The following is a 20,750-nucleotide window of genomic DNA, read 5'->3' on the forward strand; positions in this document are numbered from 1 at the left end:
AGGGTGGATCATGGACCGGCCCCGCCACCGCGCCCGAAGTGACACAGGTCGCCCGGAACCGGTGACGAGGCCCGGAGGCGGAACATTAGACTCGCAAGACCGCCAGACCCGGCAAGGCTCGACAGCTCTACTGCAAGGAGGCACGGGTGCCGCTGCTGACCCGCATCACGGGACCGCGCGATCTGGACCGGCTCAGCCCTGAGCAGCTCGACCAGCTGGCCGGGGAGATCAGGACCTTCCTCGTGGAGGCCGTTTCCAAGACCGGCGGCCACCTCGGCCCCAACCTCGGGGTCGTCGAACTGACGATCGCCCTGCACCGTGTCTTCGAATCGCCGCGCGACCGCGTCCTCTTCGACACCGGCCACCAGGCGTACGTGCACAAGCTCCTCACCGGCCGCCAGGACTTCTCGCGGCTGCGCACGAAGGGTGGCCTCTCCGGCTACCCCTCGCGCGCCGAGTCCGAGCACGACGTCATCGAGAACAGCCACGCCTCCACGGTGCTCGGCTGGGCCGACGGCCTCGCGAAGGCCAACCAGGTGCTCGGCAAGGACGACCACGTCGTCGCCGTCATCGGCGACGGAGCGCTCACCGGGGGCATGGCCTGGGAGGCGCTCAACAACATCGCCGCGGCCAAGGACCGCCCCCTCGTCATCGTCGTCAACGACAACGAGCGCTCCTACGCCCCGACGATCGGTGGCCTCGCCAACCACCTCGCCACGCTCCGCACCACCGACGGCTACGAGCGCTTCCTCACCCGCGGCAAGGAGATGCTGGAGCGCACCCCCGTCGTGGGCCGCCCGCTCTACGAGACGCTGCACGGCGCGAAGAAGGGCCTCAAGGACTTCATCGCCCCGCAGGGCATGTTCGAGGACCTCGGCCTCAAGTACGTCGGCCCCATCGACGGCCACGACATGGAGGCCCTGGAGTCCGCCCTCACGCGCGCCAAGCGCTTCGGCGGGCCCGTCATCGTGCACTGCATCACGCAGAAGGGCCGCGGCTACGAGCACGCGGAGCACGACGAGGCGGACCGTTTCCACGGCATCGGCCCGATCCACCCCGACACCGGCCTCCCGATCAAGACCGCGGCGGCGAGCTGGACCTCCGTCTTCGGCGACGAGATGGTCCGGATCGGCCGCGAGCGCGAGGACCTCGTCGCGATCACCGCCGCGATGCTCCAGCCCGTCGGTCTCAAGAAGTTCGCCGAGGCCTTCCCCGAGCGCGTCTACGACGTCGGCATCGCCGAGCAGCACGCGGCGGTCTCCGCCGCCGGGCTCGCGACCGGCGGCCTGCACCCCGTCTTCGCCGTCTACGCGACCTTCCTCAACCGCGCCTTCGACCAGGTCCTCATGGACGTCGCCCTGCACAAGTGCGGCGTGACCTTCGTCCTGGACCGCGCGGGCGTCACGGGCGACGACGGCGCCTCGCACAACGGCATGTGGGACATGTCGCTGCTCCAGATCGTCCCGTCCCTGCGGATCTCCGCGCCGCGCGACGCCGAACAGCTGCGCGCCCAGCTCCGCGAGGCCGTCGCCGTCGACGACGCGCCGACCGTGGTCCGCTACTCCAAGGGCGTCGTCGGGCCCGCCGTACCGGCCGTGGGCCGCGTCGGCGGCATGGACGTGCTGCGCGAGGCGGGCACCGAGCACCCCGACGTGCTCCTCGTCTCCGTCGGCGCGCTCGCCCCGATGTGCCTGGAGACCGCGAAGCTCCTCGACAAGCAGGGCATCTCCACGACCGTCGTCGACCCGCGCTGGGTCAAGCCGGTCGACGAGGCGCTCGCCCCGCTCGCCGAGAAGCACCGCATCGTCGTCACCGTCGAGGACAACAGCCGCGTCGGCGGCGTCGGCTCCGCGATCGCGCAGGCGCTGCGGGACGCGGGCGTCGACCTCCCGCTGCGCGACTTCGGCATCCCGCCGCGCTTCCTCGACCACGCCTCGCGCAAGGAGGTGCTCGCCGAGATCGGCCTCACGGCCCCCGACATCGCCCGTCAGGTCACCGGACTCGTCGCGGGCCTCCAGGGCGCCTACGAGACGGAGCGGGCCGCCGCCGACGAGCGCGTGGAGCGCACGCGCGACTGAGCGGGCACCGGGGCGCGCGAGACCGCGCCCCTCCGGGGACCGGCACGCGGGAGCGCGCGCTGCTCCCTCCGGGTACGGGCCGCCGCCGAAACCCCTCTTCGGGGTGGAAACGGCGGTCCGTTCGCGTGAAAGAGGCCGTGGCCGGGCACACGTGGCCCATCGCCTTCGCGATCATGCGTGCACCCGAGGGCTGGAGGTCGCCCCGTTGAACAGCCGTAGCCTCTTCCGTACGAAGAACATCGAACAGTCGATCAGAGACACCGAGGACCCCGAGCACTCGCTCCGCAAATCCCTCTCGGCCCTCGATCTCACCGTCTTCGGCGTCGGGGTCGTCATCGGCACCGGGATCTTCGTGCTCACCGGGAAGGTCGCCAAGCAGAACGCGGGCCCCTCGGTCGCGATCGCCTTCGCCGTCGCCGGGATCGTGTGCGCGCTCGCCGCGCTGTGCTACGCCGAGTTCTCCTCGACGGTCCCGGTCGCGGGCTCCGCGTACACCTTCTCCTACGCCTCGCTCGGCGAGTTCCCGGCCTGGATCATCGGCTGGGACCTCATCCTCGAACTCGCGCTCGGTGCGGCGGTGGTGGCGGTCGGCTGGTCCGGCTACATCCGTTCGCTCCTCGACACCGCCGGCTTCCACCTGCCGCAATGGCTCAGCGGAACGCACGACGGGCACTTCGGCTTCGACCTCCTCGCGGCCCTCCTCGTCCTCGTCCTCACCGGCATCCTCGTCGCGGGCACGAAGCTCTCCTCGCGCGTCACGAACGTCATCGTCGCCGTCAAGGTGACCGTCGTCCTGATCGTCGTCATCGTCGGCGCCTTCTTCGTCACGGGCGCCAACTACAAGCCCTTCGTGCCGCCGTCCCAGCCCACCGAGGGCGGCGGCGGCCTCACCGCCCCGCTCATCCAGCTCATCGCCGGCTTCACCCCGTCGAACTTCGGCGTCATGGGCATCTTCACGGCCGCCGCGGTCGTCTTCTTCGCCTTCATCGGCTTCGACGTCGTCGCGACCGCGGCCGAGGAGACCCGCAACCCGCAGCGCGACGTCCCGCGCGGCATCCTCGGCTCCCTCGCCATCTGCACGGTCCTCTACATCGCCGTCTCGATCGTCGTCACCGGCATGCAGAAGTACACCGACCTCACCGTGGACGCCCCGCTCGCCGACGCCTTCAAGGCCGTCGGGCACCCCTTCTGGGCCGGGCTCATCAGCTTCGGCGCGGCGGTCGGGCTCACCTCCGTCTGCATGATCCTGCTCCTCGGCCAGACCCGCGTCTTCTTCGCCATGAGCCGCGACGGTCTGCTGCCCAAGGGCTTCTCCAAGGTGCACCCGCGCTTCGGCTCCCCCTACCGCTCCACCGCGCTGCTCGGCGGCGTCGTCGCGGTCGTCGCCGGGTTCACCTCGATCGACGAACTCGCCGAACTCGTCAACATCGGCACGCTGTTCGCCTTCGTCGTCGTCGCACTCGGCGTCGTCATCCTGCGCCGTACCCGCCCCGACCTCCACCGCTCCTTCCGCACCCCGCTCGTGCCCTGGCTGCCGATCGCCTCGGTCCTCGCCTCGCTGTGGCTCATGCTGAACCTCCCGGCCGAGACCTGGCTCCGCTTCCTCATCTGGATGGTCCTCGGCACGATCCTGTACGCGGCCTACGGGCACCGCCACAGCCGCCTCGACACTCACGACGCTCCGCCCGGCAAGGAGTAAAGCGGGGCGAAGGGGGCGGATAGGTTGAGCGTCATGCTCGCCCCGCCCCCACCGCCGTCCCCGCCCCCGGCCACCGCGCCGGCCGCGGCTCTCCCGCCGCCCGCCGTCCGCGACCGCTACTGGTGGCGTCTGCTCCCCGCCCTCGCGGTCCTCGCCCTCCTCGTCCGGGTTCCCTCCTTCACCCGCCCCCTGTGGAACCCGGACGAGGGCTACCTCGCCGTCCAGGCCCGGATGCTCGCCGCCGGCGGGAGCCTCTACGACACCGTCGTGGACCGCAAGCCGCCGCTCGTCCCCTGGCTCTACCAGGCGTCCTTCGCCCTCACCGGGGATACGACGCTCCTCGGCCCCCGGCTCCTCGCGGTCCTCGCCTGGCTCCTCGCGGCCGCCTTCACCGCCTCGCTCGCCCGCCGCCACGCGGGCCCCCGCGCCGGGATCACCGCGGGAATCCTCTGCCTCCTCCTCTCCGCGGGGCTCAACCCGGCCGACACCCAGGCGGCGAGCTTCGAGGTCTTCATGCTCCCGGCCACGGTGGCTGCCGTGTGGTGCGCCGACCGCGCCCACTGGTGCGGCGCCGGGCTCGCCCTCGCCGCCGCCTTCCTCGCCAAGCAGACCGGGCTCGCGGTCCTGCTCCCGCTCCTGTGGTGCGTCCCGCACCGCGCACCGGCGGGGGACAGGGCCCGCGCCCTCGGCCTCCTCCTCGGCTCGGCCGCCCTGCCCGTCCTCCTCGCGGCCCTCGCCACGGCCCCGCGCGGCTTCCTCTTCTGGACGCTCACGGGCTCGGGCGACTACCTCGCCTTCTCCGGCTCCCTCGCGACGCTCGCGGGCCGCGCCCTCGTCAACACCGCCCTCCTCGCGGCAGCGGCGGCCGGCGTGCTCCCCGCCGCCCTCGCCGCGGTACGGGCCCGGCGCACCGGACTCGGCCCCGGCACGGGCTGGCTGTGGCTCTGGCTCGCGGGCGCGGCCCTCGCGACCGCGCTGGGGCTGCGCTTCTTCGGCCACTACTTCCTCCACCTCGTACCGCCGCTCGCGCTCCTCGGCGCGGGCGCCCTCGCCCGGGTGCCGCGCCGGGCCCGCCGCACCGCGCTCGCGGTCTGCGCCGGTTGCTGCGCCCTCTTCCTCGCCTGGGGCCTGCTCGCGCCCCGTACCGGCGACGAGCACTCCCGCCGCGTCGCCGCCGAGATCGTCCGCCGCACGGCGCCCGGCGAAGCCGTCCTGGTCTGGGGCATGCACCCCGAGACGTACTGGCTCGCCCACCGCCCGCCCGCGAGCCGCTACCTGACCGCGGGCCTGCTCACCAACTTCGGTGGCGGGCGCACGGGGACGACGGCGGTGGGGGAGCGGTGGGCGGTACGCGGCGGGTGGTCCACGTTCCGCCGCGAGGTCGCCGCGCGTCCCCCCGTCCTCGTCGTCGACGACGCGCGCGGCGCCCCGTACCGCCTCTCGCGCACCCCGACGCTGCGAAGGTGGTTGCGCGGGGGGTACGTGCCGGTGGCGCGCGTGGACGGGGCGGTCGTGTACGTGCCGGGCGGGCGGTAGGGGACGCCGGAGGCTTTCGCGGGTGGGATCAGACGGCCCGCACCGCGCGGACGTCACGGCCGTACGGTACGGGGCCCCGCCACCTCCGCTCCCAACGCCGTGACCCTGCCGCGCAGTTCACGATCGGCCGTGATCACGAGCGTCGGGCCCGGCGCCCGCTCGACCTCCGCCACGATCCGGTCGTCCCCGCTGCCGGCCGCGGCCACGACCCGTACGCCCTCGATCGCCGTCACGCCCCGCGCGGCGCCCTCGACGACGAGCACCACGTCGAGCGGCGCCGGCCAGCCGGGCAGCCCCTCGCTCCCGTACCGCACGAGCGAGTCCCGGAGCCGCTCGGCGGCCCCCTTGCGGTCCTTCCACCAGCCGTCCGGCACCGAGCCGACGACATTGGCGGCGTCCACGACGAGTGTGCGCTGTGCGTCCATGGCCTCATCATCGCGCGGCGGGACGGGTACGGAGCCGCATTCCGGCGGCTCCTATGATGGGCGCTGCCCGGGTGACGGTACGGCCCGCGGCGGCCGGTGGTCCGGCCTGGGAAGAAGGGCGGGCTGATGGCGAGAGCGGGACAGCGGAGCGGAGCGGCCGAGGGGACGGAGCGCGGTGCGAGCCCCGCCGAGGTGCGGGTGCCGCACGGTACCTGGCTCGTGCGCGGGACGGACGGGCGGCTCACCGCCTTCGGCTTCGACGCGGAGGGCGTACTGCGCTGGACCGAGCGGCGCGCGGGTGCCCGGGACTGGGAGGGGCCCGACCTCTTCCCCGTCTCCCACCTCGATGCCCTCACGGTGGCCCAGGGCGCCAACGGCTACACCCACCTCGTGGGCCGGCGCGCGGTGCCGCGGCGGGACGCGCCGACGGCCGTCGAGCTGGTGCACGCCGTCCAGTACCAGACCGGGCGCGCCCTCGGTGCCTTCCACGGCCTCGGCAACCCGCATCCCAAGAGCCCCGAGAGGGCCGCCAGGCTCGGCGTCCCCGTCGTGGCCGTGGACGACGGCGGCACCGTGCACGTCCTGGTGCGCAACGCCGGCCGCGGCCTCATGCTGCGCCGCGAGGACAAGACGGGGAAGTGGGAGGGGTGGAAGGACCTCAAGGGGTCCAGGCTCCACGACGTGCCCGCGGCCGTCGCCACCTCGGCCGCCACGGTGGAGGTGCTCGCCCCGGGCGAGGCCCTCACCTCCTACTGGGTGCGGGACAAGCCGTACGGCGCCTTCGCGCAGCGGCCCGACATCCCGCTCTCGGTACGGAGCGGGAGCGTACGCGGCCTGGAGACCTCGCCCGGCAAGGTCACCTTCTACTGGACCGACCCGGCGAACGGTCAACTCGTCGCGCACCGCCCCGGAAGCTGGCTGATACCCATGGGCGGTTCCCCGGCGGACGACACCCTGTCGGTGCTGCGCGCGCGGGTCGACGGCGAGGACCGCACGGTCTTCGCCTATCGCGACGCGGCCGGGCAGGTCATGGTCGCGATGTGCCGCAGCGAGCAGGAGCAGGACGGGTTGTGGTGGGTCCCCACCGGGCTCCGCGGCACCGGCCGCCCCTGCCTCGCCGTGGACGGCGCGGGCCGCGTGACCCTCGGCGTGTTCGGCGCGGACGGCCGTCCGCGCGTCAGCCGCCGCGCCGACGAGCCGGGCCTCGTGATGGGACCCGCGCTGACGGTCTGAGGAGCGAGCTCCCCGGACCGTCCGAGCCACGGGCGGCGGCGCCACGGACGACGCGGGGCGCGGAAGGGCTCAACCGCCGGACGCCGGCGACTCCTTCGCCGACTCCGGAATGTCCACGTCGTTGCGGATCGCCTTCCACAATTGCGTGACCTGCGGCTCGGCGGGGACGACGCGGTTGGGGTCCTGCTTGTCGTAGGCGACCGGCATCATGATCGTCTCCATCGTGTTCGGATCGATCCCGCGCATGCTCCGGGCGAACTTGGCGAGGGACGTGAGCGAGGCGAGGTCCTCGTCCGTGGTGAGCGCCTTGGTGGCGGAGTTCGCCATCTTGATGGCCTTGGTGGGGCTGCCGAGGAGGTCCTGGTTCTTCACCTCGCTCAGGAGCGCCAGCAGGAACTGCTGCTGGAGACCGATACGGCCGAGGTCGCTGCCGTCGCCGTGGCCGTAGCGGGTGCGGACGAACTTGAGCGAGTCGGTGCCGTTGAGCTTGTGGGTGCCCTTCGGCAGGTCGAAACCGCTCTTCGAGTCGTGGATGTCCTCGTCCGTCGTGACGGTGACGCCGCCGATCGCGTCCACGAGCCCCTTGAACCCGGCGAAGTCCACCTCGACGAGGTGGTCGACACGTACGTCCGACAGCTTCTCGACGGTCTTGACGACGCAGGCGGGCCCGGCGAGCGAGTAGACCGAGTTGAACATGACGCGGTGTGCGGCCGGGAGCTTCCCGCCGTCGTGCTTCTCGCACTCGGGCCGGTCCACGAGCGTGTCGCGCGGAATGCTCACCGCGACCGCCTTCTGCCGTCCCTCGGGGATGTGCACGAGCAGCGCGGTGTCCGAGCGGGCCCCGCTCACGTTCCCCGCGTCGAGCTTGCCGTTGTCCCCGGAGCGCGAATCGGAGCCGAGGACCAGGAGGTTGGTGGCGTCCCCGGCGGCGACGGCCTTCTTGGGGCGCGTGGCCTCGTCGAGCTGCTTGCTCAGGTCCACGCCCTTGAGGTTGCCGTTCAGGTGCTCGTAGTACCACCAGCCGGTACCACCGGCACCGAGTACGACCACGAGCAGGCCGACGAGTATCCACCGGCCTGTGTGCCGCTTCCTGCGCGGCCGGGCACGTCGGGAAGGGGCGGCGGGCGGCGCCTCGTTGTGGCTCATCCTGCTCCAGTCGTCGCTTGAGGGGCCTCGGTGTGGGGGAGTGAGCCGTCACGGGGCGGCGAGGACCGGGCTGCGCGTGAATCCGCACTATATATAGGCGACATCGAACGTACAGACGCCTCTCGCGGGCACCGGGTTCCGCTTTGCGACGCTTCGCTCCGTGCTCCCTCCCTCCTCGCGGAGTTGTCCCCGTCGATCGCCCTTGTTCGCATTTGTGACTAAGTGAACCGTCGTTGACAATTATTGAAGGAGTAAGCGACGATATGAGGAAGATGTGGAGTGGTCTCTTCCTGTGTCGCCTGACGTACGCGTGAGCGACGGCGGCAGGACACCGGAGGAGCGGCCCCCGTCGATCAGGTCCGTGTCGCCTCGTCGTGCCGGGCATCTTTCGGCACCACTGGGACAGTCGCGCGCAGGGTGCCGCCTTGGGAAAGGTGGACAGTGGCGACGATTTCCGCACCTGGGTTCGGTCAGGAGATCGGACCCGGAGGAGCCGCCGAGATCCCTTTCTCGCTCCCCGACGACCAGACGCGGCACCCCGCCGCCGACTCGTACGCCCTCGACGGGCCCCGCGTCCGGACCGACCCGCGTGCCACGCCACTCGGCGCCCGTGAGGCCAACCGCCTCGGCGTGACCCGCGTGCTCGACGCCGCGCGCGTCCCGTACTTCACCGTCCGGGGCCGCAGCGACCACGGCCACACGCTCGCCGTGGCGGAGGAGCACAGGGAACGCGCGCTCCGCGCGCTGCGCCACGACCTCGCCGACGAGGACGCGATGGTGTCCCTCGTCCTCGACCCCGAGGGCGGGACGACCGAAGCCGCGCCGAGCGCCACCTCCCGGGCCTGGCTCGACGCCCACGAGGCCCTCGCCGTGCACCTCGCCTGGCACCACTCCGACCCCGGCGGGCATCTCCTGCTGGGCCGGCAGTACGGCTGCGCCGTGGAGTTCTGGCGGCAGGACGGGGACCGGCTCCTCGCCCCGCGCGCCAACCGGGTCGCCTGGGCCGTCGCCGCGGGCGGCCCCGACGTCACCGGGCCCGCCCACCTCTTCAGCCGCTTCGTCTCCCCGTGGACGCCGCCGGAGCTCGCCCCCGCGCTGCCCACCAGGCCCGAGTTCCTGGTCCCCACCGTCGACGACATCACCTTCCCCGTCGACCTCGTCTACACCTGGGTGGACGGGAACGACACCGCCTGGCAGCGCCGCAAGGCCGCCGTCAAGGGCGAGGTGTACCACGCCGAGTCCGCGAGCGACGCCCGTTTCATCAGCCGCGACGAACTCCGCTTCTCCCTGCGCTCGGTCCACCTCTTCGCCCCCTGGGTCCGCACCGTCCACATCGTCACCGACGACCAGACGCCCGCCTGGCTGCGCACCGATGTCCCCGGGGTACGCGTCGTCAGCCACCGGGAGATCTTCACCAGGCCCGAGGACCTGCCCACCTTCAACTCGCACTCCATCGAGAGCCAGCTCCACCACATCGACGGCCTCGCGGAACACTTCCTCTACCTCAACGACGACATGTTCTTCGGCCGCCCGGTCACCCCGCAGACCTTCTTCGGCCCCACGGGTGTCGCCCGCTACTTCCCCTCCCGCAACCGCATCCCGCAGGGGCCGGTCGTGGAGACGGACACCCCGGTGGACGCCGCCTGCAAGAACAACCGGGCCCTGCTGCGCCAACGCTTCGGGCGCGTCATCACCCAGCCCATGGAGCACGCGCCGTACGCCCTGCGGCGCAGCGCCATGCAGGAGGCGGAGCGCGACTTCCCCGAGGCATGGGCACGGACCGCGGCGAGCCGTTTCCGCGCCATGACCGACCTGTCTCCCACGTCCTCCATGGCCCTCTACTACGCGGCGCTCACCGGACGCGCCCTGCCGTCCTCGCTGCCGTTCTCCTACATCCAGCTCGCCGTGCCCGACCTCGTGGCGCGACTGGACCGCCTGCTCATCGAACGGGACAAGGACAGCTTCTGCCTCAACGACGCCTTCTCGCTCCCCGAGGAGGTCGAGGCACAGCAACAAGTTCTCGACTCCTTTCTCCACCGTTACTTCCCGACAGCGAGTCCCCACGAAAGATGACCAGCGAGAACGCCTCCCGGAGCTGCCACCGTGCCTGACCCCTCGTCCCTGGGTTCGGCCGCCCGTCTGTACGGGCGCGTCGTCCCGCGTCCCCTGCGCTCCCTGGCCTCCGGTATGCCGGCGGGGGTGCGCCGCAAGGCCAAGCAATCCCTCGCCCGCACCCTCGACATGCGTGAGGTGGGGCTGCACAAGCGCGCCCTGCGCCGCCTGCGCCGCACCGAACTCCACGTCCTCTCCGGCCAGGAGGTCCTCCTCGCCGACGGCAGGACCGCACACCTGAGCGCCGGCCTCACCCCGCAGGAGGCCCGGCGCATCGACCACGACCTGGTCACCGCCGCCCTCGACTCGGCCGGCATCCCGTGGTTCGCCGTGCCCGCGCTGGACGACCGACGCCTCTGCCTCGCCGTCGAGAGCCGCTACAAGGGCCCCGTACGCCGGGCCTTGCGCGCCCTCCTCCAGGAGCACACCGGCTACGTCAGCTCCGTGATGCCGGGAGACCCCGCCCCCAGCCGGATACCGGGCGGCGACCTCTCCGCGTGGCGCAACTACGGGCGCGCCCGCGTCTTCCGCGTCCACTGGCTGCGCGCCGATCCCACCATGAGCCTCGTGCTCGGCGAGCACGCCGGGGTCGAGATCGAGTTCTGGACCGTCAACAACGAGCTGGCCACCGAACGCCTCGTCGGCCCCAGGCCCAACCGCGTCCAGCGCGTCGTCGCGCGCGACACCCCCCGCGTGGAGCTGGGGCTGCGGCAGCTCAGCGGCTACATCGCCGACGCCTCCGCCGGCAGTGCCTCGCTGGCCCCCTTCGACATCCCGCGGCTGGAGGACATCACCTTCCCGGTGGACGCGGTCGTGCTGTGGCGCGACACCGCCCCCTGGGCGGAGGAACTCCTGCGCGCCGCCCTGCGCTCCCTGCACCAGCACGCGCCCTGGACCGGCGTCGTCCACGTCCTCGCCGAGTCCCCGGTCCCCTCCTGGCTCGCCCCCGGCGAACGGCTCGTGATCCACCGGTCCGGCAACGACGGTGCCCTGCACGCGATACCCGGGCTCAGCGAGCACTTCCTGCTGCTGCGGCCCGGTGCCCTCCTCGGCCGACCGGTCCGTCCCTTCGACTACTTCACGCCGAGCGGCGCGACCCGCCCCCGAACCGGGCCGTGGACAGCCGCCGAAGCCCTCGCGGAATGGACCGCGCGCGCCCAGGAGCTGACCGGCCGGGCCGTCACCAGCGGTTACGCACACGGCCCCCAGCCGCTGTGCCGTACGACCCTCGCCGAGCTGGGCGCCGCACTGCCCGCCGACCCCGGCGGCGACGGCCAGACCCGCGACACGCTGCCCACCACGCACCCCCTGGACGGACTGGCGCACCACCACGCCCGCGTCACGGACGACGCCACCCCGCTCAGCGGCAAGGGCCTCGCCCTGCACGCCGCCCACCCCGGGGCCCGACGGCTCTACGCCCGGCTCCTCGTCCGGCGCGACGTCCAGCACCTGCACCTGTTCGGCCTGGGCTCGGACACCGCGCTCGCCCACGGCGGCACCGGGGCCGCGCTCGACTTCCTGCGCGCGTACTTCCCGGTGCCCAGTCCCTACGAGTCGTCCCCGGCCGCTGCGGACACGTTCCCGGCACCCCCCGGGTACACGGCCGCCACCGACCGCGTGGTCCCCGTCGCCGGGGAACACGCGTGAGCGGCAACGCGGAGGCGGGAGCGGCGGTCACCGTCTACCGCTCGCTCGTGCCGCCCTCCGTCCGCGGCCAGGTGGCCCGCCACGTGCCCCCGCGCGTCCGGCAGGGCGTCAAGGGCATCCTCCGGCAGAGCCAGCTCCTCGCCCCGCTCACCGGAGCGGTGCGCGAGGCGAGGGCGCGACGCCGCTGGCCGGGGATGAGGGAGGGCGAGCGGTCCCGCACCGTGGCTGTGCGCGGCTCCCACATCGCCATGGTCCGCGAGGACGCGACCCCCGTCCTGCTCCGCGAGGAGAACCTCGACCTCATCGCCGGTCTCCTGGAGCGCGAGGGCATCGACCACTTCGCCGTACGGGGCAAGTCCGAGCTGCGCAGCGTCCTCGCCGTACCGGAGCACGCCCGGGAGCAGGTCGCGGCGGCCCTCACCGAACTGGCCGTCACACTGCCGCTCTACGTCGGCGCCTGCGACGGCGAGTCCCTGCGCGGACGACCCGTGCTCTGTGGCAGCGGCCACGCCGAGCGGCTCCTGCGGCAGGCGAGCGTGCTGCGCGTGGGCGTCATGTGGAGCGACCCCGGCGGGAGCCACGTCCTCGGCCTCACCCACAGCTGCGACCTGGAGTTCTGGCGAGCGGAGGACGGGATGCTCCACGCACCGCGCCCCAACCGCGTCACCGACGCCGTGGCCGTGAACGAGGCCCTCGTCCTCGCCCCCGCCCGGCGCCTGACGCAGTTCGCCCCCGCGCACTCCACCGAGGGGCGGCGCGTGCCGACGCTCCCGATCGCGCTCGGCGCCCTGCCCGAGGACATCCGGTTCCCCATCGACGCCGTCTACACCTGGGTGGACGGCGAGGACCCCGCCTGGCAGGCCCGGCGCGCGGACTTCGGCGAAGGCGGCTACCACGCGGAGGCGGCCAACGCGGCGCGCTACATCAGCCGCGACGAACTGCGGTTCTCCCTGCGCTCCCTGCACCAGAACGCCCCCTGGATACGTCGCGTCTTCCTCGTGACCGATCAGCAGCGCCCGACGTGGCTCGACGACTTCCAGCCCTGGCTGACCGTCGTCGACCACCGCGAGATATTCACCGATCCCGGGCTCCTGCCGACCTTCAACTCGCACGCCATCGAGAGCCAGCTCCACCACATCGAGGGCCTCGCGGAGCATTTCCTCTACTTCAACGACGACATGTTCCTCGGCCGCCCCGTGCTCCCGCAGACCTTCTTCCTCTCCAACGGGATGACCCGCATCTTCCTCTCCCCGGCGCAGGTCCCCAGCCACAGCTGGGGCGAGGCGGACCGCCCCGTGGACGCGGCGGGGAAGAACAACCGCAGGCTGATCCGGGAGCGCTTCGGTTCCACCATCGTGCAGAAGCTGCGGCACGCGCCCTACGCGCTGCGCCGCTCCGTCCTCTACGAGCTGGAGGAGACCTTCGCCGACGAGCACGCGAACACGGCGGCGAGCCGCTTCCGCAGCCCCGCCGACATCTCGATCCCGTCCTCGCTCTACCACTACTACGCCTACCACACGGGCCGCGCGGTGCCCTCCGACATCGAGTTCGCGTACCTCGACCTGGCCCGGACGGAGATCGCCCGGCGGCTCGGCATCCTGCTCGCCCGCCGGGACCGGCAGGCCTTCTGCATCAACGACACCCTCACCGAGGACTTCGGCGAGGGCGATCGCCGCACCCAGCAGGTCAGAACCTTCCTCCAGTCCTACTTCCCCGTGCCCAGCCCCTTCGAGCGCAAGGAGACCGGGCCTCGATGAAGCTCTCCTTCCTGATCAACAACATCTACGGGATCGGCGGCACCAACCGCACCGTCATCAACCTCGCCGAGGCGCTCTCCGCCCGGCACGAGGTCGAGATCGTCTCCGTGTTCCAGCGGGCCGCGACCCCCCAGTTCACGATCTCCCCGGCCGTGCGCGTGCGCTCCCTCCTCGACACCCGGCCCGGGCGCCCCGACCGCGCCCCGCACCTCGCCTCCGGGCCCAGCGAGGTGGTCCCGCAGCAGGAGGAGTACTACTCCCAGTACACGCGGTTCAGCGATGAACGGCTCAGGGAGGAACTGCGCGGCACCGACGCCGACGTCGTCATCGGCACCCGCCCGAGCCTCAACCTCTTCGTCGCCGCCCACACCGCCGACCGGGCGCTGCGTGTCGCGCAGGAGCACATGACCCATCTCGCCATCCCGCCGGCCGTCCGGGCCGCGATGGCGGCGGTCTACCCGCGCCTGGACGCCATCAGCACCGTCACGGAGGCCGACGCCCGCTCCTTCCGGGAGCACACGCCGGTGGCCGGGGTCCCCGTCGTCGCCATCCCCAACAGCGTCCCGCGCCCCCGCGTCGCGCCCTCGGACGGCACCGCCCGCGTCGTGGTGAGCGCCGGGCGCCTCCACCACGTCAAGCGCTACGACCTGCTCGTGCGGGCCTTCGCGCTGCTCGCCCCCGACTTCCCCGACTGGCACCTGCGCATCTACGGGACCGGCGAGGAGCAGAGCGAACTCGGCAGACTCATCAGGAAGATGGGACTCGACGAACGGGTCCTCCTCATGGGCGGGCATTCCCCCATCGAGTCGGAGTGGGCCAAGGGCTCCGTCGCCGCCGTCACGTCCTCGGCCGAGTCCTTCGGCATGACGCTGGTCGAGGCCATGCGGTGCGGTCTTCCCGTCGTCTCCACCGACTGCCCGGTGGGCCCGCGCGAGATCCTGCGCCACGGCGAGGACGGGCTGCTCGTCGCGAACGGGGACGTGACCGCCATCGCGGACGGGCTCGGCCGTCTCATGGGCGACGACGTGCTGCGCAAGGAGATGAGCGCCGCCGCGCTGCGCAACTCCGAGCGCTACGACCCCGAGCACGTCGCGGACCTCTACACCCGGCTCTTCGAGGAGGCGGGCGCCCGTCGCGCCTCCTCCTCCCGGGGCTACCGGGCCCCCTCCGCCAGCAGCGGTCGCCGCTTCGGGCGCTCCCACCTGCTGCGCGAGGCGGGCGAGGCCGAGGCCTACGTCGAGCCCGGCGGAGCGGTACGCCTGAGCGTCGCGGCGCCCCACGACGGCCGCCACCGCCGACGCCTGTTCCTGCGCGCCACCACGAAGGACGAGGACGGCGGCCGCCTCTGTCTGCCGCTGGAGACGCGGCACGAGGACCGCGGTCACGACCGCACGACGTACACCGCGGTCGTCGGGCCCGAGACGGTGGAGCGCGCGGGTGAGGGCACCTGGCAGGTGCTGCTCGGCTCCTCCGCCGAGGACGCGGTCCCGCTGCGGGCCGGGGTGCGCGACACGCGCGAACTCCTCGCCGCGCGGCAGCTGTTGCTCGTGGGCGGGCGCTCCGGGCCACGGGTGCGCTGGACGCTCCCGTACGCCCACCGCAACGGCCGGCTGCTGCTGCGCACCCTCGACCGCACGGAGCACATCGAGTGCGCGCGGGTCCAGGTCGGACCGGGCGAGGTCATCACCGTGACGGCGCGCGTGTGCGGCAGCGGCCCCGAGCCGGGGCCCGGAAGCCTTTTCGTCCTCGACCGCAGGGGGACGCACCCCGACCGGCTGACGGTGCCCGTCGAGCTCGTCTCCCCCCGCGTGGTGCGTGCCGTGCTCCCCGTCCGCGAGCTGATCGACCGGCGACTGGAGGACTGGGAGGACTGGGAGTGGGGGGTGCTCCTCCACGGCGCCGACCCCGAACCCCGCCCGGTGTGCCACATGCTGGAGGACTTCGCCGACGTGAAGTCCGTCCTCATCCACCCCACTCTCGTCGCGGACGGCGACGTGGAGGGGCCGCACCTCGGGGTGTACGGCTCCGCGCCGGTGCGCGTGCGCCCGTACTGCTCCTCGTCCGGCCGGATGGCGCTCAACGTCGTGGAGCGCTGAGCGCGCCGTCCGGCCCCGGCACGGGCACCGGCGACACAGGGCGGGCCGCCCCGGGAAACCCCGGGACGGCCCGCCCTCGTACTGTCCGCTTCCGCCCGCTCAGGCCGTCGGCACCGACGCCGTTCCCGGGGCCAGGAAACGCTTGCCCGTGACGCGTTCGGTGACGCCCGCGCGGTCCAGGTACGGGGTGATGCCGCCCAGGTGGAAGGGCCAGCCCGCGCCCGTGATGAGGCACAGGTCGATGTCCTGCGCCTCGGCGACGACGCCCTCGGCGAGCATGAGGGAGATCTCCTCAGCGACCGCGTCGAGCACACGGTCGCGCACCTGCTCCTCCGTCAGGACCTTGTCGCCCTGCTTCAGGAGCGCCGCGACCTCGGGGTCCAGCTCCGGCTTGCCGGAGTCGTACACGTAGAAGCCGCGCTTGCCCGCCTCGACGACCGCCTTGAGGTTCGGCGAGACCGTGAAGCGCTCGGGGAAGGCGCCGTGCAGCGTCTCGGAGACGTGCAGGCCGATCGCCGGGCCGACCAGCTCCAGGAGCACGAGCGGCGACATCGGCAGGCCCAGCGGCTCGACGGCCTTCTCGGCGACGGCGACCGGGGTGCCCTCGTCGATGACGTTCTGGATCTCGCCCATGAAGCGCGTCAGGACGCGGTTCACGACGAAGGCCGGGGCGTCCTTGACGAGCACCGCGCTCTTCTTCAGCTTCTTCGCCACGGCGAAGGCCGTCGCGAGCGAGGCGTCGTCCGTGGCCTCGCCGCGCACGATCTCCAGGAGCGGCAGGACCGCGACCGGGTTGAAGAAGTGGAAGCCGACGACCCGCTCGGGGTGCTGGAGCTTCGAGGCCATCTCGCTCACCGAGAGCGAGGACGTGTTCGTCGCGAGGATCGCGCCCGCGGGCACGACCGCCTCGACCTCGGCGAAGACCTGCTGCTTGACGCCGATCTCCTCGAAGACGGCCTCGATCACGAAGTCCGCGTCCGAGAAGCCCTCGGCCTTGTCCAGGACACCGCTGACCAGGCCCTTCAGGCGGTTCGCCTTGTCCTGGTTGACGCGGCCCTTGGCGAGCAGCTTGTCGATCTCGGCGTGCACGTAGCCGACGCCCTTGTCGACGCGCGCCTGGTCGATGTCGGTCAGCACGACCGGCACTTCGAGGCGGCGGACGAACAGGAGCGCGAGCTGCGAGGCCATGAGCCCGGCGCCGACGACGCCGACCTTGTTGACCGGGCGCGCCAGCGACTTGTCCGGCGCCCCGGCCGGGCGCTTCGCGCGCCGCTGCACGAGGTCGAAGGCGTAGAGGCCGCTGCGCAGTTCGCCGCTCATGATGAGGTCGGCGAGCGCCTCGTCCTCGGCGTCGAAACCGGCCTGGAGGTCGCCGTCCTTCGCCGCCGCGATGATGTCGAGTGCGCGGTACGCGGCCGGGGCGGCGCCGTGCACCTTGCCGTCCGCGAGGAAGCGGCCGGTCGCGACGGCCTGGTCCCAGGCCTCGCCCCGGTCCACCTCGGGACGCTCGACGGCGATCTCGCCCTTGAGGACGGCCGCCGTCCACAGCAGCGACTGCTCCAGGAAGTCCGCGCCCTCGAAGATCGCGTCCGCGATGCCGAGTTCGAAGACCTGCTTGCCCTTGAGCTGCCGGTTCTGGTTGAGCGAGTTCTCGATGACGACCTTGACGGCCTTCTCGGCGCCGATCAGGTTCGGCAGCAGCGTGCAGCCGCCCCAGCCGGGGACGAGGCCGAGGAAGACCTCGGGCAGCGAGAACGCGGGCAGCGCGGCGGACACGGTGCGGTACGCGCAGTGCAGACCGACCTCGACGCCTCCGCCCATCGCCGCGCCGTTGTAGTACGCGAACGTCGGCACCGCGAGGCCGGAGAGGCGCTTGAAGACCTCGTGCCCGCCGTGGCCGATCGCGAGCGCGTCCTCGCGCCGCTTGAGCAGCCCGACGCCCTTGAGATCGGCGCCGACCGCGAAGATGAACGGCTTGCCCGTGACGCCGATGCCGACGATCCGCCCGTCCGCAGCCTCCTGCTCGACCTGGTCGATCGCGGCGCTCAGGTTGGCGAGCGAGGCGGGGCCGAAGGTCGTCGGCTTCGTGTGGTCGAGGCCGTTGTCCAGCGTGATGAGCGCGAAGCGGCCCGCGCCGGGGAGGTCGAGGTGGCGCACGTGCGCCTGCGTGACGACCTCGTCGGGGAAGAGCGCGGCGGCTTCCCGCAGCAGCTCGGTGGTGGTGCTCACTTGCCCTCCCAGTGGGGGTTCTCCCAGATCACGGTGGCGCCCATGCCGAAGCCGACGCACATCGTGGTGATGCCGTACCGCACCTCGGGCTGCTCCTCGAACTGCCGCGCGAGCTGCGTCATCAGCCGGACGCCGGAGGACGCGAGCGGGTGGCCGTAGGCGATCGCGCCGCCGTACTGGTTGACGCGCGGGTCGTCGTCGGCGATGCCGTAGTGGTCGAGGAAGGCGAGGACCTGGACGGCGAACGCCTCGTTGATCTCGAAGAGACCGATGTCGGAGATCGACAGGCCCGCCTTGGCGAGCGCCTTCTCCGTCGCGGGGATCGGCCCGTAGCCCATGACCTCCGGCTCGACACCCGCGAAGGCGTACGAGACGAGGCGCATCTTGACCGGGAGGCCGTTCTCGCGCGCGAAGTCCTCGGAGGCGATGATCGACGCGGTCGCGCCGTCGTTGAGGCCCGCCGCGTTGCCCGCGGTGACCCGGCCGTGCGCGCGGAAGGGGGTCTTCAGGCCCGCGAGCTGCTCGATCGTCGTGCCGGGGCGCATCGGCTCGTCGGCCGTCGCGAGACCCCAGCCCGTCTCCCCACCCTCGGGCGAGGTACGGCGGATCGAGACCGGCACCAGGTCGGCCTGGATCTTGCCGTTCGCGTACGCCTTCGCCGCCTTCTCCTGCGAGCGCACGGCGTACTCGTCGGCGCGCTCCTTCGTCAGGTGCGGGAAGCGGTCGTGCAGGTTCTCCGCCGTCATCCCCATGAAGAGCGCCGACTCGTCGACGAGCTTCTCGGAGACGAAGCGCGGGTTCGGGTCGACGCCCTCGCCCATCGGGTGGCGGCCCATGTGCTCGACGCCGCCGGCGATCACCGCGTCGTACGCGCCGAAGGCGATCGAACCGGCGGTCGTCGTGACGGCCGTGAGCGCGCCCGCGCACATGCGGTCGATGGAGTAGCCGGGCACCGACTGGGGCAGCCCGGCGAGGATGCCGGCGGTGCGGCCGAGGGTCAGGCCCTGGTCGCCGATCTGCGTCGTGGCCGCGATCGCGACCTCGTCGATCTTCGCCGGGTCCAGGTCCGGGTTGCGGCGCAGCAGCTCCCGGATGGCCTTCACGACGAGATCGTCGGCGCGCGTCTCGTGGTACATGCCCTTGGGGCCCGCTTTGCCGAACGGGGTGCGGACGCCGTCGACGAAGACGACGTCCCGGATGGTACGAGGCACGTTGGCTCTCCTCCAGGGTGCGGGACGGAACTGCCACGCGGCACGGCGGGGCGTGTCGCTCCCGGTCATGCTACTCGTGGGTAACCATAAGTGGCACCCCTACGGGGCGGAGCGGCGTAGGTCACAGGCGTACGGGGGCCGGGGCGCCCGTCGCGCGCAGGTCGCGAGGAACGAGTGACCGAGCACGTCGGGTGGCTCGACACCGGCTCGGGCGCTCCCGGAGGCGAAGCCGACGCAATCAAACAGCGTGGGCTTGGAGGGCTCGGGTCAGTACAGGGGTCACGTGTTCGATCTGCCAGCGCCTCGCCCCGTACCCACGGAGCGCCTCCGCCACCGCGTCCGGGTCGGGGGATGCCGGCGGCTCCCAGCACACGCGGCGCACGGTGTCGGGCGTGATCAGGTTCTCCTGCGGCAGGTGCAGGCGCTCGGCGAGCGTGTTGACCCCGGCCCGCGCCGCGGAGAGACGGGCCGCGGCCTCCGGGTCGCGATCGGCCCAGGCGCGCGGCGGCGGGGGCCCGGCGACCGAGGCGCCCGGCTGCGGAAGCTCGCCCTCGGGCAGCTCCCTGGCCCGGTCGATCGCGGCCTGCCACTGGTCGAGCTGCCGCTTCTGCGCGCGCTGCCCGAAGGCGGGGAGTGCCCCGAGCGCGTGCACGTTCACCGGTACGGCGAGCGCGGCCTCGACGATCGCGGCATCGGGCAGCACCTTGCCGGGCGAGACGTCGCGACGCCGCGCGATGCGGTCGCGCAGCGTCCACAGCTCCCGTACGACCGCGAGCTGACGGCGCCTGCGTACGCGGTGCATCCCCGAGGTGCGGCGCCAGGGGTCCTTGCGCGGGGCCGGGGGCGGCGCGGAGGCGATCGCGTCGAACTCCTCCAGCGCCCACTCCAGCTTCCCCTGCCGCTCCAACTCCTTCTCCAGCGCGTCGCGCAGGTCCACGAGGAGCTCGACGTCGAGCGCCGCGTACCGCAGCCAGGGCTCGGGCAGCGGGCGGGTGGACCAGTCGACGGCCGAGTGCCCCTTCTCCAGGGTGTAACCGAGGACGCTCTCGACCATCGCGCCGAGCCCGACGCGCGGGAAGCCCGCGAGCCGCCCGGCCAGCTCCGTGTCGAAGAGGGAGTGCGGGACCATGCCGATCTCGCGCAGGCAGGGCAGGTCCTGCGTGGCCGCGTGCAGGTCCCATTCGGCGGAGGCGAGCGCCGCGCCGAGACCGGAGAGATCGGGGCAGGCCACGGGGTCGATGAGCGCCGTGCCCGCGCCCGCGCGCCGCAGCTGCACGAGGTAGGCGCGCTGCCCGTAGCGGTAGCCGGAGGCCCGCTCGGCGTCGACGGCGACGGGGCCGCTGCCGCTCGCGAAGGCGGCGACGGCGGCGGCGAGGCTCTCGGGGTCCGCGATGACCGGGGGGATGCCCTCGCGGGGTTCGAGGAGGGGGACCGGTGCCGGATGCGCGGCGCCTTCGGCGGGCCCGGGGTCCGTCCCGGAGACCTGCGGTGCGGTGGCTGCTGGGCTGTCTTGGGCGTCGGTGGCATCGGTCACCGGTCAAGGGTATCCGGGGACGTGCCGGAGGCCACCGACGGAATGAT

Annotated in this window: 13 protein-coding genes; 8 read left to right on the top strand and 5 right to left on the bottom strand. The window is 72.7% G+C overall.

Annotated elements, in window-relative coordinates; all coding sequences use genetic code 11:
- Positions 1-146: 146 nt before the first annotated feature.
- The 3 genes from dxs to ACIP4O_RS18815 all read left to right on the top strand — a co-directional run bounded on the left by dxs (position 147) and on the right by ACIP4O_RS18815 (position 5,313).
- Positions 147-2,078 carry a 1-deoxy-D-xylulose-5-phosphate synthase gene (dxs, locus tag ACIP4O_RS18805; protein ID WP_401575709.1) on the top strand — a complete coding sequence of 644 codons (1,932 nt, stop codon included), beginning with the start codon at positions 147-149 and terminating at the stop codon, positions 2,076-2,078.
- A gap of 205 nt (positions 2,079-2,283) precedes the next feature.
- On the top strand, positions 2,284-3,777 hold the full coding sequence (locus ACIP4O_RS18810; RefSeq protein ID WP_401575711.1) for an amino acid permease: 1,494 nt from the start codon (positions 2,284-2,286) through the stop codon (positions 3,775-3,777).
- Positions 3,778-3,810: 33 nt separating this feature from the next.
- On the top strand, positions 3,811-5,313 hold the full coding sequence (locus ACIP4O_RS18815) for an ArnT family glycosyltransferase (RefSeq protein WP_401575713.1): 1,503 nt from the start codon (positions 3,811-3,813) through the stop codon (positions 5,311-5,313).
- Positions 5,314-5,366: 53 nt separating this feature from the next.
- Here the strand turns inward: ACIP4O_RS18815 and ACIP4O_RS18820 are convergent, their stop codons facing one another.
- Positions 5,367-5,738, bottom strand: a complete 372-nt coding sequence (locus tag ACIP4O_RS18820; protein ID WP_401575714.1) for an NTP pyrophosphohydrolase — start codon at positions 5,736-5,738, stop codon at positions 5,367-5,369.
- A 126-nt stretch (positions 5,739-5,864) separates the two neighbouring features.
- On the opposite strand from ACIP4O_RS18820, the gene ACIP4O_RS18825 reads away from it, so the two are divergent.
- The gene (locus ACIP4O_RS18825; protein ID WP_401575716.1) at positions 5,865-6,971 is read left to right on the top strand and encodes a hypothetical protein; all 1,107 of its coding nucleotides are present in this window, start codon (positions 5,865-5,867) and stop codon (positions 6,969-6,971) included.
- Positions 6,972-7,040: 69 nt separating this feature from the next.
- Here the strand turns inward: ACIP4O_RS18825 and ACIP4O_RS18830 are convergent, their stop codons facing one another.
- Positions 7,041-8,117, bottom strand: coding sequence for an LCP family protein (locus ACIP4O_RS18830; RefSeq protein WP_401575717.1), 1,077 nt, complete (start codon positions 8,115-8,117; stop codon positions 7,041-7,043).
- A 441-nt stretch (positions 8,118-8,558) separates the two neighbouring features.
- Between ACIP4O_RS18830 and ACIP4O_RS18835 the strand changes: the two genes are divergently transcribed.
- Genes ACIP4O_RS18835 through ACIP4O_RS18850 form a run of 4 tightly spaced genes read left to right on the top strand, consistent with a single transcriptional unit; the run spans position 8,559 to position 15,729 of the window.
- Positions 8,559-10,190: a stealth conserved region 3 domain-containing protein gene (locus ACIP4O_RS18835; RefSeq protein WP_401575719.1), complete on the top strand. Its 1,632-nt coding sequence runs from the start codon at positions 8,559-8,561 to the stop codon at positions 10,188-10,190.
- A 30-nt stretch (positions 10,191-10,220) separates the two neighbouring features.
- The gene (locus ACIP4O_RS18840; protein WP_401575720.1) at positions 10,221-11,876 is read left to right on the top strand and encodes a sugar phosphotransferase; all 1,656 of its coding nucleotides are present in this window, start codon (positions 10,221-10,223) and stop codon (positions 11,874-11,876) included.
- The gene (locus ACIP4O_RS18845) at positions 11,873-13,633 is read left to right on the top strand and encodes a stealth family protein (protein ID WP_401575722.1); all 1,761 of its coding nucleotides are present in this window, start codon (positions 11,873-11,875) and stop codon (positions 13,631-13,633) included. The genes ACIP4O_RS18840 and ACIP4O_RS18845 overlap by 4 nt, the downstream gene beginning before the upstream one ends.
- Positions 13,630-15,729 (top strand): glycosyltransferase family 4 protein, encoded by a 2,100-nt coding sequence (locus ACIP4O_RS18850; protein WP_401575724.1) that lies wholly within the window; start codon positions 13,630-13,632, stop codon positions 15,727-15,729. Before ACIP4O_RS18845 ends, ACIP4O_RS18850 begins: the two co-directional genes overlap by 4 nt.
- 99 nt (positions 15,730-15,828) lie before the next feature.
- Here ACIP4O_RS18850 and ACIP4O_RS18855 read toward each other — a convergent pair whose 3' ends face one another.
- The 3 genes from ACIP4O_RS18855 to ACIP4O_RS18865 all read right to left on the bottom strand — a co-directional run bounded on the left by ACIP4O_RS18855 (position 15,829) and on the right by ACIP4O_RS18865 (position 20,703).
- Positions 15,829-17,958: a 3-hydroxyacyl-CoA dehydrogenase NAD-binding domain-containing protein gene (locus ACIP4O_RS18855; protein WP_401575726.1), complete on the bottom strand. Its 2,130-nt coding sequence runs from the start codon at positions 17,956-17,958 to the stop codon at positions 15,829-15,831.
- Complete coding sequence (locus tag ACIP4O_RS18860) at positions 17,955-19,169, bottom strand: acetyl-CoA C-acyltransferase (RefSeq protein ID WP_361321842.1); 1,215 nt, start codon at positions 19,167-19,169, stop codon at positions 17,955-17,957. The genes ACIP4O_RS18855 and ACIP4O_RS18860 overlap by 4 nt, the downstream gene beginning before the upstream one ends.
- 238 nt (positions 19,170-19,407) lie before the next feature.
- Positions 19,408-20,703 (bottom strand): HRDC domain-containing protein, encoded by a 1,296-nt coding sequence (locus ACIP4O_RS18865; protein ID WP_401575728.1) that lies wholly within the window; start codon positions 20,701-20,703, stop codon positions 19,408-19,410.
- Positions 20,704-20,750 lie beyond the last annotated feature (47 nt).

This window comes from Streptomyces sp. NPDC088923, from assembly GCF_044749745.1.
Classification (GTDB): Bacteria; Actinomycetota; Actinomycetes; order Streptomycetales; family Streptomycetaceae; genus Streptomyces.